The sequence below is a fragment of the Streptomyces sp. NPDC047043 genome (genome assembly GCF_040644055.1).
Classification (GTDB): domain Bacteria; phylum Actinomycetota; class Actinomycetes; order Streptomycetales; family Streptomycetaceae; genus Streptomyces.
Genome location: NZ_JBEYVO010000001.1, coordinates 413,408 through 427,292 on the forward strand (window position 1 = coordinate 413,408; position 13,885 = coordinate 427,292).

A 13,885-nucleotide genomic window follows, 5' to 3' on the forward strand; every position below is an offset into this window, starting at 1 on the left:
GGCCCCAGGGCCTGCCGGGGACATGGTTCCCGGCAGGCCCTGCTCATGTCTGCCCGGCTCCTCAGTCGAGTTCGGGCACGGTGCCGTCGGTGATGCGGCGGCGCAGGATGAACTTCTGGGTCTTGCCCATGGCGTTGGCGGGGATGTCGTCGGACAGGTACCAGTGGCGGGGCGTCTTGTGCGGGGCCAGGGCGGCGCGCACGTGGTCGTGGAGGGCGGCGGCGGTGGGTGGGCGGTCGGGGTCGGCGGGGCTGATCACGGCGGCGACCTGTTCGCCCCAGCCGGGATCCGGGATGCCGAGCACGACGGCCTCGCGGACAAGGGGATGGGTGGCCAGTGCGGTCTCGACCTCGGCGGGGTAGATGTTCTCCCCACCGCGGATGATCATGTCCTTGAGGCGGCCGGTGATGACGACGTAGCCGCGTTCGTCCATGGTGGCCAGGTCCCCGGTGTGCAGCCAGCCGTCCGCGTCCACGGTGTCGGCGGTGGCCTCGGGCAGGTCGTGGTAGCCGAGCATGACCTGACGGCCGCGGGCGCAGATCTCGCCCTGTTCCCCTGGCGGCAGGATCCGGGTGCCGCCCGGTTCGACGATCTTGACCTCGACCTGTGGCAGCGGACGACCCGCGTGCTGCTTGTCCTGCGTGCTGTCGTCGGGGCTGGTCTGGGTGATGACGGGGCTGAGTTCGGTCTGGCCGTAGACGGTGGAGAACCGGGCGCCGAAGCGCTGCTCGGCCGCCGCGATGAGTTCCGGCGGTACCAGGTCGCCGCCGGACACCAGGATGTCGCAGCTCTTCAAGTCGTATGTGTCGAAGCCGGGGTGGGCCAGGAGTGCGGCGTGCATGCGCGGTACGCCGGCGAAGCTCGTGGCCCGCCATTTCTGCAGGGCTTCCAGGGCGAGTCCCGGGTCGAAGAGCTGGAGCTGCACCAGGGTGCCCCGTCGCAGGGCGGTGCCGAGTACGGACAGCCCGCAGCCGGCGGTGTGGAACAGCGGCAGCCCCGTCAACCATGTTCCGCCCTCGGCGACTTGGGCACGGTCGGCCACCAGGTCCGCGTTGGTGACGAGTCCGCGATGGTGCAACAGGGCACCCTTCGGCACTCCGGTGGTGCCGGAGGTGTACTGGATCTGCGCCGCGGCGCCCGGTTCGACCGTCGGCAGCGGTTCGGGCGGGGTGCGGCGGATCTCGTCCAGCCAGCCGGTGAAGGAGATGCGTTCGCGCAGGTGGGGCAGGCGCGGTGCGAGGCGCTCCGCCTGTCCGGCCATGTCGGTTCCGCGGAAGGCGTCGGTCAGCACGAGTCCGACGGATCGCGACTGCCCCAGCACATGCTCCAACTCTGCGTCACGCAGCGCCGGGTTGACGGTCACCAGGACGAGTCCGGCGAGCGCGGCGCCGTACTGGAGCACGACCCATTCGGGCACGTTCGGCGCCCATACGGCGATGTGCTCACCGGGGGCGAACCGCCCGGCCAGCCAGGAAGCGGCGCGTTCGGCGTCGGCGAGCAGCTGCGCGTAGGTCCAGGTGCGGTCGGTGCGGTCCGCGCCGGTCAACGAGGCGCCGGGCGGGGCGACTTCGACCAGTGCCACGCGGTCCGGTACGGCCGCCGCGGCCTGCCGCAGCACCTCGCCCGTCGTCAGCTCCAGGACCGGGCGGGAGGTGTCGGCGGGCCAGTACGACTCTTTCAACGTGGGCGTCATGGCCGTCGGCCCTCCTCGAGGTCGTCCGCGGTGGGGATCGGGCCGCCGCCGTCGGGGATCCAGCGGCCGGTGTCGCGCCACTTGACGGCTTCGTGGAAGCCGTGGGTGGCGGCGAACTCCTGGAACCAGCGGCCCTCCGGCGAGTGCCGGGTGATGCCGTCGAACAGCGTCGCCAGGATCTGGGTGCCGTGCAGCCCCATGTTGTCGTACGCCTGATTGATCATCAGTTTCTGCATGGCGAGCTGGTTCACCGGCACCCCCGCCATCCGGTCCGCCAACTCCTCGACCTGCGCGTCCAGTTGCTCGGCCGGTACCGCCTCAAGGACCAGGCCCCAGTCGGCGGCGGTACGGCCGTCGATGGTGTCGCCGGTCAGCAGCATGCGCTTGGCTCGCTCGGCGCCCAGCCGGTACACCCACATCGCGGTGGTCGGACAGCCCCACACCCGTGCGGGCATGTAGCCGATCCGGGCGTCCTCCGCCATGATCACGACGTCGCAGGACAGGGCGATGTCGCTGCCGCCCGCGACCGCGTGGCCGTGCACCTTGGCGATGGTGGGCTTCAGGGACCGCCACAGCGAGAAGTAGTCGTCGGTGTACTGCTTCATGGTCGCGAAGTCCCGGATCGGGTCCCACACCCCGCTCCCCCGGTCGTCGCCCTGGGCGCCCTGTCCGTCCTCCGCGTAGATCTTCAGGTCGTACCCCGAGCAGAAGGCCCGCCCCGCTCCCTGCAACACGATCACGTGTACGTCCGGGTCGGTGCCCGCCCTCCGTACCGCGGCGGCGAGTTCGCCGGGCATCCGGGAGTCGATCGCGTTGAGCCGGTCGGGCCGGTTCAGCGTCAGATACGCCATGCGGTCCTTCACCTCGTACAGCACGGCGGGCGCACGGTCGTGATCGGTCATCGGCTCTCCTCACGGTAGGGGTCGTCGGCGATCAGGTGCTTGCCGATCCGGTTCGGGCCGGGGTGGGTGCAGCGGATCCCGTCCGCGCTGAAGACCGCGATGCTGTCGCCCCCGGACGGCTTGCCGGCCTTCTCGGTGAGCGGTTGCAGCGCCGCGGCCGTCCAACGCCTGCACCATTCCCGGGGAGTTGGCGAACGCCTCGCCGACGGCGAGCACCTCGTCACGGACGGCGCATCCATGGATCCAGTGTTGCCGACCACGGCGCTGCAGCCGACAGTCCGCACAGTGACAGTCGGATCTCTTGACCGGCGCGGTGGCCACCGGGAAGATGTTGTTGCGTATCACTCTATCTGTTGCGTATTACGAATCAACGGAGGATGTCATGTCTCCTCGTTCGCAGCCCGGTCGCGAGTACGTCCTCACGCTCTCCTGCCCCGACCGGGCCGGCATCGTCCACGCCGTCAGCGGCTTCCTCGTGCGGCACTCCGGCGACATCCTGGAGAGCAAGCAGTTCGACGACCGGCTGCAGGACCACTTCTTCATGCGGGTCCGCTTCCAGGTCACGGATCCGCGCCTCGGCCTGGAGGAGCTGCGCACCGGCTTCGGCTCGGTCGCGGAGGCGTTCAACATCTCCTGGCAGCTCTACGACGCCTCGACGCCCACCCGCACCCTGATCATGGTGTCGAAGTTCGGCCACTGCCTGAACGACCTGCTGTTCCGCAAGAGCGTCGGCGCCCTCAACATCGAGATCCCGGCGATCGTCTCCAACCACCGCGACTTCGAGCCTCTGGCCCGCAGCTACGGCATCCCCTTCCACCACGTGCCGGTGACCCGCGAGACGAAGCCCGAGGCGGAGGCCCGGCTGATGGAGCTGGTCGACGAGCTGAACGTCGACCTGGTGGTCCTCGCCCGCTACATGCAGATCCTCTCGGACGACCTGTGCAAGCAGCTCGACGGGCGGGCGATCAACATCCACCACTCGTTCCTGCCGAGCTTCAAGGGCGCGCGCCCCTATGTGCAGGCCCACGAGCGCGGGGTCAAGCTGGTCGGCGCCACGGCGCACTACGTGACCGCGGACCTGGACGAGGGCCCGATCATCGAGCAGGACGTGGTCCGGGTGAACCACGCGCAGGACCCGGAGGAGCTGGTCACCCTCGGCCGGGACGTCGAGGCGCAGGTCCTGGCCCGCGCCGTGGAGTGGCACAGCGAGAGCCGTGTGATGGTCAACGGCCACCGCACGGTCGTCTTTCGCTGACTGCTCCCGTGGCCTACCTCGACCACGCCGCCACCACGCCGATGCTGCCGGAAGCGGTGCGGGCGATGACCGAGCGGCTTGCCCTCCTCGGCAATGCGGCCTCCCTGCACGCTGCCGGCCGGCGCGCCCGGCGCACGGTCGAGGAGTCCCGGGAAACCTTCGCGGCCGCGCTCGGCGCACGGCCCAGCGAAGTGCTCTTCACCGCGGGCGGTACGGAGTCCGACAACCTCGCCGTCAAGGGCCTGTACTGGGCCCGGCGCGCCGTCGATCCGCACCGCAGACGCATCCTCGTCAGCCCCGTCGAGCATCACGCGGTGCTCGACGCCGTCGGCTGGCTGGCCGAGCACGAGGGTGCGCACGTCGAGTGGCTGCCGGTGGACTCCTACGGCGGGGTGCATCCCGAGGCGCTGCGCGCAGCGATTGCGCGCGACCCCTCGGACGTCGCACTGGTCACCGTCATGTGGGCCAACAACGAGATCGGTACGGTGCTGCCGATCCGTGAACTCGCGCGGATCTCGGGCGAGTTCGGCATCCCGATGCACGCGGACGCGGTGCAGGCCTTCGGCCAGCTGGAGCTGGACTTCGCCGTCTCCGGACTCGCCGCGATGTCCGTGACCGGGCACAAGATCGGCGGCCCGCACGGCGTCGGCGCCCTGCTGCTCGGCCGCGCACACACACCCGTGCCGCTCCTGCACGGCGGCGGCAAGGAACGGCACGTCCGCGCCGGCACCCTCGACGTCCCCGCCATCGCCGCCTTCGCGGTCGCCGCCCGCCTGGCCGCCGAGCGGCGCGCGGAGCACGCGTACGAGATCGGTCTCCTGCGCGACGAGTTGATCGATCGCGTACGGGCGGCGGTGCCCGACGCCATCCTGTGCGGCGACCCCGACCCGGCGGGCCGCCTCCCCGGCAACGCGCACTTCGCCTTCCCCGGCTGCGAGGGCGACTCCCTGCTGCTCCTCCTGGACGCGCAGGGCATCGAGTGCTCCACCGGCTCCGCCTGCACGGCGGGCGTGGCCCGCCCGAGCCACGTCGTCCTCGCCACGGGCACCGACCCGGCTCTCGCCCGCGGCACCCTGCGCTTCTCGCTGGGGCACACCTCCACGAAGGAGGACATCGACGCTGTCGCGGAGGCGATCGGGCCGGCGGTGGAGCGGGCGAGGGCCGCGGGCCGAACCTGAGGTGGCCGCCCGGCGTCCCTCGTCGTGCGCCGGTCCTTCAGGGAGTCAGCCACGCACGGCCAGAGCGGTCCCCAGGCCGACGAGGCTCACGCCCGACACCCCGGCGAGTCCCTGCCGGACGCCGGGACGGCGCAGCACAACCTCGACGCGGGCCAGGAGCAGCAGCACCGGTACGAACCAGAGCAGGGTCATGATCCAGAACAGCCCGGCGAGCACGGTGCGCGCGGCCGTTGTCGTCAGGCCCGGCAGGGCGAACTGCGGGAAGAGGGACAGGTAGAAGGCCGCCACTTTGGGATTCAACAGGTTGCTGATCAGGCCCTGCCGGGGGGGATACGCGCGCGATGCGTCCCGGGGCACGCCCGGCGGGCTGCGCATGACGGTGGGCCGGAGTCCCCCGCACCGTTTCGGCGGAGGCGAACGAAGTCGGCCAGGGCTCGGGCGCCGAGGTGGAGGAGATAGAGGGCACCGATCACGCGCAAAGCTGCGTAGGCGAGTTCCGAGGCGGTCAAGAGAGCCGTCAGCCCGGCCACCGCGGCCGCGGCCGGCACGGCGTGCCCCAGCATGATCCCCGCCGCGGTCGCGATGCCCGAACGCCGCCCCGATCGGGCCGTGTTGGCCAGCAGCAGGGTCAGATCGCGGCCGGGCACGACGATGATGGCCAGGGACGCGGCGACGAAACCGATCAGTTCTGACATGGGGCCATCTCAGCCGATGCCCCGGCGCCGGGGCAGTGCCCATCGCAACGATCTGGACTGAATTGCGGACCCTGGGGACGGGACCCGGGGATACCGAGGATCCCGGCCGCCGTCACTGGGCTGTCGAAACGTGCCCGTCCACCTGCCGAAGAGGCCGGACGACAGGTGGACGGGCGGTTTGGGGGGTGGGCCGGGTCAGTGGGCGGAGGCCGTGCCGAGCCTCTCCTGCACCCAGGTGTGGAAGGCGCCGATGTGGTGCTCGCTCGGGACGAGGACGCCGCCCTTGACGTAGGCCCGGGAGCTCATCCCCGGCTGGGTGCGCTCGCAGGCGTCGAAGTCCTGCTGGTTGACGCGGTGGAAGAGCTCCACGGACCGGCTGACGTCCTTGCCGCTCTCGACGACGTGCGGGAGGTAGAGCCAGTCGCATTCCACGACCGTGCGGTCCTGCGTCATCGGGTACATGCGGTGGAAGATGACGTGGTCGGGCACCAGGTTGATGAACACCTGGGGCTGCACGGTGATCGCGTAGTAGCGGCGGTCCTGGTCGTCCGCGACGCCCGGGATGCGGTCGAGTCCCTCGCTGCCGTCGACGGTGAAGCCCTGGACCTCGTCGCCGAACTCGGCGCCGTGGCCGACGTAGTACTGGGCCGCGTAACCGTCCGCGAACTCCGGCAGTACTTCGGTGAGTTCGGGGTGGATGGTGGCGCAGTGGTAGCACTCCATGAAGTTCTCGATGATGAGCTTCCAGTTGGCCTTCACGTCGTAGGTGATGCGCCGGCCCACCTGGAGGTCTTCGATCCCGTAGTTCTCGATCGACTCGGTGTCGCCCAGCCGTGCGACGACATCGCCGATGACGGTCTCCTCGAAGGACGGCGGAGCGTCGGCGAGGCACACCCACACGTAACCGAGCCACTCGCGGATGTGGACGTTGATCAGGCCGTACTGGACCCGGTCGATGTCCGGCATCGACGTCAGGTTGGGCGCGGCGACGAGCTTGCCGTCCAGGCCGTAGGTCCAGGCGTGGTACGGGCATTGGAAGGCGCGCTTGACCTCGCCGGACTCCTCGGTGCACAGCTTGGCGCCGCGGTGCCGGCAGATGTTGAGGAACCCCTTGAGGGAGCCGTCCCGGGAACGGGAGACGAGGACGCTCTCCCGACCGACCTGGTAGGTGCGGAACTGGCCGGGCTTGGCCAGCTCCGAGGCGCGGGCCACACAGAACCACATGGCCTCGAAGATGCGCTCCTGTTCCAGGGCGAAGATCTCGGGGTCGGTGTAGTGCTCCCCGGACAGCGTGGGGATCAGGCTCGGGGGCAGGCTGGTCGTGGTCATGATCATTCACCTCGGAAAGTCGCTCGGAAGTACCGCTGGAAAGGTCGCTCGGTGAGCGGTCAGACGCGCACGCGGCGGGGGTTGAAGAGCTCGATGGGGTGCCTGGTGGTGCCCTCGAGGGCCAGGTCGGCGAGGATCTCGCCGATCACCGGCACGAACTTGAAGCCGTGGCCGGAGAATCCGCACGCGACGGTCACCTGCGTGTGCTCGGGGTGCCGGGCGAGGACGAAGTGCTCGTCGGGCGTGTTGGCGTACATGCAGGCGGCGGCCTTGAGGAAGCGGCCGGGCAGGGCGGGGATGCGCGGGCGCAGGTATTCGGCCATGGCCGCGATCTCCTCCGGGTGCACCTCCCGGTCGAGGTGGTCCGGGTCGCTGGGGACGCCCTTGCGGAAGAAGGCGACCTTGGCTCCGCCGTCGGCGCCGTCGAGGGCCGGGAAGCCGTAGATCTGGGTGCCGTCCGGGTCCTCCCAGATGTAGACGGGGTGCCGGTCCGCGGTGAACGGGCCGGTGCCGCCCTCGGGTTGGAACCAGTACATGACCTGGCGCTCGACCGTCACCCGCACCCCGACGTCGGCGAGCAGCCCGGGCGCCCAGGCGCCGGGGGCGATGACGAGATGGTCGGCGGTGTAGGCGCCGCGGTCACAGGACCACCACCGAGCGCAGGACCTCGCCGTCGTGCATCTTCTCGAAGGCCGCCTCCACCTCGTCCAGGGCGATCTTCTCGGTGACGAAGCCGTCGAGGTCGAAGCGGCCCTGCAGGTAGAGGTCGATCAGGGCGGGGAAGTCCCGGGAGGGCAGGCAGTCGCCGTACCAGGAGGACTTCAGTGCCCCGCCGCGGCCGAAGACGTCCAGCAGCGGCAGTTCGATCGTCCGCTCCGGGGCGGGCACGCCGACCAGGACGACGGTGCCGGCCAGGTCGCGGGCGTAGAAGGCCTGCTCGTACGTCTCCGGGCGGCCCACCGCGTCCACGACGACGTCGGCGCCGAAGCCGCCGGTGAGCTCGCGGATCGCCGCCACGGCGTCGGCCTTGGCCGAGTTGACGGTGTCGGTGGCGCCGAACTTCCCGGCCCACTCCAGCTTCCGCTCGTCGACGTCCACGGCGATGATCTTCGAGGCGCCCGCCACCTGCGCGCCGGCGATGGCGGCCATGCCCACGCCGCCACAGCCGATGACCGCGATGGAGTCGCCGCGCCCGACGCCTCCGGTGTTGACCGCGGCACCGAACCCGGCCATCACACCGCAGCCGAGCAGGCCCGCCGCGGCGGCGGAGGCGGTCGCCTGGACCTTGGTGCACTGCCCGGCGGCGACCAGGGTCTTCTCCGCGAACGCCCCGATGCCCAGGGCCGGGGAGAGCTGGGTGCCGTCGGTCAGCGTCATGGGCTGGGTGGCGTTGTGGGTGGCGAAGCAGTACCACGGCCGCCCGCGCCGACAGGCGCGGCAACTGCCGCAGACCGCACGCCAGTTGAGGACGACGAAGTCGCCGGGCGCAACCTCGGTGACGCCGTCGCCGACCGCCTCGACCACGCCGGCCGCCTCATGGCCGAGCAGGAAGGGGAACTCGTCGTTGATCCCACCCTCGCGGTAGTGCAGGTCGGTGTGACAGACACCGCAGGCCTGCACCTGCACCAGCGCCTCACCCGGTCCCGGGTCGGGCACCAGGATCGTCTCCACCGAGACCGGGGCGCCCTTCTTCCGGGCGACGACGGCGCGTACCTCGTGTGTCACTGTCGAACTCCTCGCTGAGGGGGCGGCCGAGTGCGACCTTCGGCCGGAGGTTCTGGATGACTGGGGACGCCGGACCGGTCCGCTGGGGAGATCCGGCGAGGAGGAACTGGACGAGTTCCGGTGTGCCCCGAGACCGGGGAGACCGAGGCCGAGTTGTCGAACCCTCAACCCTTGTTGTTGCGTATTACGCACATTGACTCGCTATGAGCAACACTAGTCTGCCTGCTGGTCGAGCGGTGTCAAGAGAACGGCCGCGCAAACTTTCCTCCGCGGGGCAGCCCCTCCCGACACATGCGGACGGCCGGCCCCTGGCCGGGGCCGGCCGTCCGCATGACGTGCGGGTTCGGCGTCCGTGACGCCGTCAGGATCGTTCGAGGTCACCCTCGCGCAGGCGCTCCCCGCCCGCTGCGGACCGTCGGGAACGGCCCGGAAGTGCGCTGGTCTCCGCGAGCGTGCGGCCGCGCGTCTCCTCGGCCCACGCCACGGACACCAGCAGGCCCACCACGGTGATACCGGCACCGATCAGCATGGTCGTGCACAGACGCCTGCATGCAAGCCACCCGGCCGGACAGTGCCTCAGTTCGCGCCGACATGGCCGAGCCGGGCCGAGACCTCCGCGGCGGCGGCCCGCACCGCGGCACCCGCCTGCGGCAGCAGGTGCTCCGCCAGCCGGAAGGACGGCCCGGAGACGCTGATCGCGCCGGCCACCTGGCCGTTGTAGGCGAAGACCGGTGCGGCCACGGCGTTCAGGGCGGTCTCGAGCTCTTCGGTGCAGGCGGCGTACCCGTCCGCGCGGACGGTCTCCAGCTGCTGCCGCAGGACCTCGGGGTCGGTCACGGTCCGTGGGGTGTACCGCTCCAGGGGGCCCGCGAGCCTGCTGTTCAGCGCCACCTCCGGCAGATGCGCCAGCAGCACCTTGCCGCTGGAGGTGGCGTGCAGCGGGGTGCGCCGACCCACCCAGTTGTGGGTGGTGATGACCGAGGGCCCGAGCACCTGGTCGACGTTGACGGCGGCGTCGCCGTCGAGGATCGCCAGGTTGATGGTCTCCGCGAGTTCGGCCGCCAGCCGCTCGCAGACCGGGCGGCTCTGCTGCGAGAGGTCCAGCCGGACCGCGGCGGCACCGGCCAGCCGCACCAGCCCCAGGCCCAGGCGGTACTTGCCCCGCTCCTCCATCTGCTCCACGAGTCCGCGCATCTCGAGGGCCACGGCCAGCCGTGACGCCGTCGACTTGTGCACCCCGAGCTCGGCGGCGATCTCCGTGATGCCCGCCTCCGCCTGACGGGCCAGGAGTTCCAGCACCGCCACCGCCCGGTCGACCGACTGCACCGGAGACTCCGCCTGCCCGTGGCCGTCCATTCCGTTGCTCATGGCGCAACATTGTGCACTATCTGAACGCTCGGCGGGATCCCCTCTTGACAACCTCTCCGAGCGATGGGGACGATGTTGCGCATAACGAATCTAGTTGCACAATGCGCTACACGCTCTTCCAGCTTCGCCGTCGAGACAGCGCGCGGGCCCCACCACCCGCCCGACGGCTCCATCCCTGTCGGGCACCCGCAACCCGGAGGTTTCCCCATGATCACGGTGTGCCGGATCGAAGACCTGCCACCCGGCGAGTCCATCCGCGTGACCGACGGCGTTCCCGCCCCCGTCGCGGTGTTCCGCACCGAGGACGGCGAGGTCTACGCCGTCGACGACACCTGCACACACCAGGACGCCTCGCTGGCGGACGGCTGGCTGGAGGGCTGTTTCGTCGAGTGCCCCCTGCACGCGGCCTCGTTCGACCTGAGGACCGGCCGTCCGACCTGCGCGCCGGCCAAGATCCCGGTGCGCGCCCACCGCGTTTCCGTGCAGGACGGCACCATCCAGCTCGACGTCACCGTGGGAGAGCCCGTATGAGGACCATCACCGTCGTCGGAGCCTCGCTGGCAGGCCTCAGCACGCTGCGCGCACTGCGTGCGGAGGGATACGACGGCGAGCTCGTCGTCGTGGGCGAGGAACGCCACTCCCCCTACGACCGCCCGCCGCTGTCCAAGGACTTCCTCAAGGGGGGCCTCGACGCCGACGCGCTCGCCCTCGGCGACGCGGACGAGTACGAGAACCTGGACGTGCGCTGGCTGCTGGGCGAGCGGGCGATACGGCTCGACGCCACGACCCGCACCGTCACCCTGGCCGGCGGACAGGAGCTGCGCACCGACGGCGTCGTCGTCGCGACCGGCGCCAGTGCTCGCATGATCCCCGGCGCGGACGGACTGGCCGGCATCCACACCCTGCGCACCCTCGACGACGCCATCGCCCTGCGCGCCGAGCTGCTGGACGGCCTGCCCCGGGTCGTCGTCATCGGCGCCGGGTTCATCGGTGCCGAGGTCGCCTCCACCGCCCACCGGCTCGGCCTGCACGTCACGGTCGTCGAGGCGCTCGACGTACCGCTGCAGCGCCAACTGGGCCGCGAGATGGGGCTGGTGTGTTCCTCGCTCCACGACGACCACGGGGTACGCCTGCTGCGCGGAACCGGCGTCGCGGGATTCACCGGCGACGGACGGGTCACCGGGGTGCGCCTGGCTGACGGGCGGGTGCTGCCCGCCGACGTCGTCGTGGTCGGGGTGGGCGTACGCCCCAACACCGACTGGCTCTCGGGGTCCGGCGTCCAGGTGGACGACGGCGTGGTGTGCGACGCCGGATGCGCGACCAGCGTGCCGGGTGTGGTCGCCGTCGGTGACGTGGCCCGCTGCCCCAACCCCTTCACCGGCCGGTACGCCCGCATCGAGCACTGGACGAACGCCACCGAGCAGGCCAAGACCGCGGCCCGCACACTGCTGTCCGGCACGTCGGCTCCCGCCCCGGCGGTGGCGCCCTACTTCTGGTCCGACCAGTACCGGGTGCGCATCCAGCTCGCCGGACACGTCCAACCCGGCGCCCGGCCGCACATCGTCGAGGGTGACGTCGACAGCCGCTCCTTCATCGCGATCTATCGCCAGGACGACGTTCCGGTGGCCGTGCTCGCCATGAACCAGCCCAAGCTGTTCAACCGGCTCCGCCGCACGCTCACTCCCGCAACTGCGGCCGTGGCCTCATGACTTCGGCGCCTCCCGACTCGCTCGGCGGCCGCCGTTCGGAGGTCGCGATGAGCGTTCCCCGGCACCTCCGATACACCTGGGACCACGAGTGGCTGGCCGTCGACGAGGGCAACGCCACGGTCGGCATCACCGCCTTCGCGGCGAAGGCCCTCGGCGATGTCGTCCACCTCCGGCTCCCCGAGGTCGGCACCTGGGTCGAGGCCGGGGAGTCCTGCGGGCGCATCGAGTCGCCCACCGCCGCCAGTGACCTCTACGCGCCCGCCTCGGGCGAGGTCCTGGAGGTGAACACGGCTCTCGACGCCGACCCGACGGCCGTCAACTCCGCCCCGTACAGCACGGGTTGGCTGTTCCGGCTACGAGTCGAGAACATCGCCGGCGCTCTGTCCGCCGATGCGTACGCCGCACACTGCGCCCACACACGAGGGAATCCGCGATGACGCAGCTCAACACCCGCCTGCACGAGCCGGATCATCGCGGAAGCCTCAAGCCGTCGTACGACACGGAAGCACTCAAGGCCCGGGTCAAGGCCCTGGCCGACAAGCACCCGCTGTACCCCGGCCTGGGCAACTAGAGCCTCACTCCCCCGGCCCCGCCCTCCGCACCGCTACGCGCAGACAAGGAAGCCCGCCGTGGCCATCAGCGTCTTCGACCTCTTTTCCATCGGCATCGGACCGTCCAGCTCCCACACGGTCGGTCCGATGCGGGCCGCCCGTATGTTCGTCGGCCGCTTGAAGAAGGACGGCCTGCTCGCGCAGACGGCCTCGGTGCGGGCCGAACTCTTCGGCTCCCTCGGCGCCACCGGCCACGGCCACGGCACCCCGAAGGCCGTCCTGCTCGGCCTCGAAGGCCACGAACCGCACACCGTAGACGTCGAAACCGCCGACGACGAGGTCCAGCGCATCACCTCGACCGGGCGGATCCGGCTGCTCGGCGCGGAGATGGGGCCCGCCCACGAGATCGGCTTCGACGCCTCGACGCAGCTGATACTGCACCGCCGCCGCGCGCTGCCGTACCACGCCAACGGCATGACCCTCTTCGCGTACGACGCCGAGGGAGTCCCGCTGCTGGAGAAGACGTACTACTCGGTGGGCGGCGGCTTCGTCGTCGACGAGGACGCGGTCGGCGAGGACCGCATCAAGCTCGACGACACGGTGCTCAAGTACCCCTTCCGCACCGGCGACGAGCTGCTTCAACTCGCCCGGGAGACCGGCCTGTCGATCTCGGCGCTGATGCTGGAGAACGAGAAGGCGTGGCGCACGGAGGAGGAGATCCGCTCGGGGCTGCTGGAGATCTGGCGGGTCATGGAGGCATGCGTGGCCCGCGGTCTGTCCCGCGAGGGCATCCTGCCGGGCGGTCTGAAGGTCCGCCGCCGGGCGTCGGCCGTGGCCCGTCAACTGCGCGCCGGGGGCGATCCGTTGGCGCACGCGATGGAATGGGTCACGCTGTATGCGATGGCGGTCAACGAGGAGAACGCGGCCGGCGGGCGGGTCGTGACCGCCCCGACGAACGGCGCAGCCGGGATCATCCCGGCCGTCCTGCACTACTACCTCAACTTCGTACCCGGCGCCGACGAGGACGGAGTGGTCCGCTTCCTCCTGGCGGCGGGCGCGATCGGCATGCTCTTCAAGGAGAACGCCTCCATCTCCGGCGCCGAGGTCGGCTGCCAGGGCGAGGTCGGCTCCGCCTGCTCGATGGCCGCGGGCGGCCTCGCCGAGGTGCTCGGCGGCAGCCCCGAACAGGTCGAGAACGCCGCCGAGATCGGCATGGAACACAACCTCGGCCTGACCTGCGACCCGGTCGGCGGCCTGGTCCAGATCCCCTGCATCGAACGCAACGGCATGGCTTCGGTGAAGGCCGCGACCGCGGCCCGCATGGCGCTGCGCGGCGACGGCCGCCACCACGTCTCCCTCGACAAGGTCATCAAGACCATGAAGGAGACCGGCGCCGACATGAAGATCAAGTACAAGGAGACGGCCCGGGGCGGTCTGGCGGTCAACGTCATCGAGTGCTGAGGGGAGTCGCTCCTCAGGA

The 13,885-nt window shown here is 70.8% G+C and carries 16 protein-coding genes and 1 pseudogene; 7 read left to right on the forward strand and 10 right to left on the reverse strand.

The window, feature by feature from the left end:
- Positions 1–61: 61 nt before the first annotated feature.
- From ABZ880_RS01985 to ABZ880_RS01995, 3 genes are read right to left on the reverse strand one after another with little or no spacing between them, the layout of a single operon-like run.
- Positions 62–1,693, reverse strand: coding sequence for an AMP-binding protein (locus ABZ880_RS01985; RefSeq protein ID WP_361255240.1), 1,632 nt, complete (start codon positions 1,691–1,693; stop codon positions 62–64).
- Positions 1,690–2,595 carry a crotonase/enoyl-CoA hydratase family protein gene (locus tag ABZ880_RS01990; protein WP_361255243.1) on the reverse strand — a complete coding sequence of 302 codons (906 nt, stop codon included), beginning with the start codon at positions 2,593–2,595 and terminating at the stop codon, positions 1,690–1,692. The genes ABZ880_RS01985 and ABZ880_RS01990 overlap by 4 nt, the downstream gene beginning before the upstream one ends.
- The gene (locus ABZ880_RS01995; protein WP_361255246.1) at positions 2,592–2,834 is read right to left on the reverse strand and encodes a hypothetical protein; all 243 of its coding nucleotides are present in this window, start codon (positions 2,832–2,834) and stop codon (positions 2,592–2,594) included. Before ABZ880_RS01995 ends, ABZ880_RS01990 begins: the two co-directional genes overlap by 4 nt.
- Positions 2,835–2,977: 143 nt before the next feature.
- Here ABZ880_RS01995 and purU point away from each other — a divergent pair, with 143 nt between their 5' ends.
- Together purU and ABZ880_RS02005 are read left to right on the forward strand one after the other, a co-directional pair.
- Complete coding sequence (gene purU / locus ABZ880_RS02000) at positions 2,978–3,850, forward strand: formyltetrahydrofolate deformylase (protein ID WP_361255249.1); 873 nt, start codon at positions 2,978–2,980, stop codon at positions 3,848–3,850.
- Positions 3,851–3,858: 8 nt separating this feature from the next.
- On the forward strand, positions 3,859–5,028 hold the full coding sequence (locus tag ABZ880_RS02005) for a cysteine desulfurase family protein (protein WP_361255252.1): 1,170 nt from the start codon (positions 3,859–3,861) through the stop codon (positions 5,026–5,028).
- A 45-nt stretch (positions 5,029–5,073) separates the two neighbouring features.
- Here ABZ880_RS02005 and ABZ880_RS02010 read toward each other — a convergent pair whose 3' ends face one another.
- The 7 genes and pseudogenes from ABZ880_RS02010 to ABZ880_RS02040 form a co-directional block, all read right to left on the reverse strand.
- Positions 5,074–5,316: a LysE family transporter gene (locus tag ABZ880_RS02010; protein WP_361255255.1), complete on the reverse strand. Its 243-nt coding sequence runs from the start codon at positions 5,314–5,316 to the stop codon at positions 5,074–5,076.
- A gap of 23 nt (positions 5,317–5,339) precedes the next feature.
- The gene (locus tag ABZ880_RS02015) at positions 5,340–5,723 is read right to left on the reverse strand and encodes a LysE family transporter (RefSeq protein ID WP_361255258.1); all 384 of its coding nucleotides are present in this window, start codon (positions 5,721–5,723) and stop codon (positions 5,340–5,342) included.
- Positions 5,724–5,918: 195 nt separating this feature from the next.
- On the reverse strand, positions 5,919–7,052 hold the full coding sequence (locus ABZ880_RS02020) for an aromatic ring-hydroxylating dioxygenase subunit alpha (protein WP_361255261.1): 1,134 nt from the start codon (positions 7,050–7,052) through the stop codon (positions 5,919–5,921).
- A 59-nt stretch (positions 7,053–7,111) separates the two neighbouring features.
- Positions 7,112–7,681 (reverse strand): annotated as a pseudogene (locus ABZ880_RS02025) (FAD-dependent oxidoreductase); the annotation flags it as partial.
- A gap of 10 nt (positions 7,682–7,691) precedes the next feature.
- On the reverse strand, positions 7,692–8,777 hold the full coding sequence (locus ABZ880_RS02030; RefSeq protein WP_361255264.1) for an S-(hydroxymethyl)mycothiol dehydrogenase: 1,086 nt from the start codon (positions 8,775–8,777) through the stop codon (positions 7,692–7,694).
- 361 nt (positions 8,778–9,138) lie between these two features.
- The gene (locus ABZ880_RS02035; protein WP_361255267.1) at positions 9,139–9,306 is read right to left on the reverse strand and encodes a hypothetical protein; all 168 of its coding nucleotides are present in this window, start codon (positions 9,304–9,306) and stop codon (positions 9,139–9,141) included.
- 47 nt (positions 9,307–9,353) lie between these two features.
- Positions 9,354–10,145 carry an IclR family transcriptional regulator gene (locus tag ABZ880_RS02040; protein WP_361255270.1) on the reverse strand — a complete coding sequence of 264 codons (792 nt, stop codon included), beginning with the start codon at positions 10,143–10,145 and terminating at the stop codon, positions 9,354–9,356.
- A 207-nt stretch (positions 10,146–10,352) separates the two neighbouring features.
- Between ABZ880_RS02040 and ABZ880_RS02045 the strand changes: the two genes are divergently transcribed.
- From ABZ880_RS02045 to ABZ880_RS02065, 5 genes are read left to right on the forward strand one after another with little or no spacing between them, the layout of a single operon-like run.
- Positions 10,353–10,676, forward strand: a complete 324-nt coding sequence (locus tag ABZ880_RS02045; protein ID WP_361255273.1) for a bifunctional 3-phenylpropionate/cinnamic acid dioxygenase ferredoxin subunit — start codon at positions 10,353–10,355, stop codon at positions 10,674–10,676.
- Complete coding sequence (locus tag ABZ880_RS02050; RefSeq protein ID WP_361255276.1) at positions 10,673–11,854, forward strand: FAD-dependent oxidoreductase; 1,182 nt, start codon at positions 10,673–10,675, stop codon at positions 11,852–11,854. The genes ABZ880_RS02045 and ABZ880_RS02050 overlap by 4 nt, the downstream gene beginning before the upstream one ends.
- 47 nt (positions 11,855–11,901) lie before the next feature.
- Complete coding sequence (gene gcvH / locus ABZ880_RS02055) at positions 11,902–12,291, forward strand: glycine cleavage system protein GcvH (RefSeq protein ID WP_361255860.1); 390 nt, start codon at positions 11,902–11,904, stop codon at positions 12,289–12,291.
- Positions 12,288–12,425, forward strand: coding sequence for a hypothetical protein (locus tag ABZ880_RS02060; protein ID WP_361255902.1), 138 nt, complete (start codon positions 12,288–12,290; stop codon positions 12,423–12,425). Before gcvH ends, ABZ880_RS02060 begins: the two co-directional genes overlap by 4 nt.
- 58 nt (positions 12,426–12,483) lie before the next feature.
- A complete protein-coding gene (locus ABZ880_RS02065; RefSeq protein ID WP_361255280.1) occupies positions 12,484–13,866 on the forward strand; it encodes an L-serine ammonia-lyase in 1,383 nt (460 codons plus the stop codon).
- The last annotated feature ends 19 nt before the right edge of the window (positions 13,867–13,885 follow it).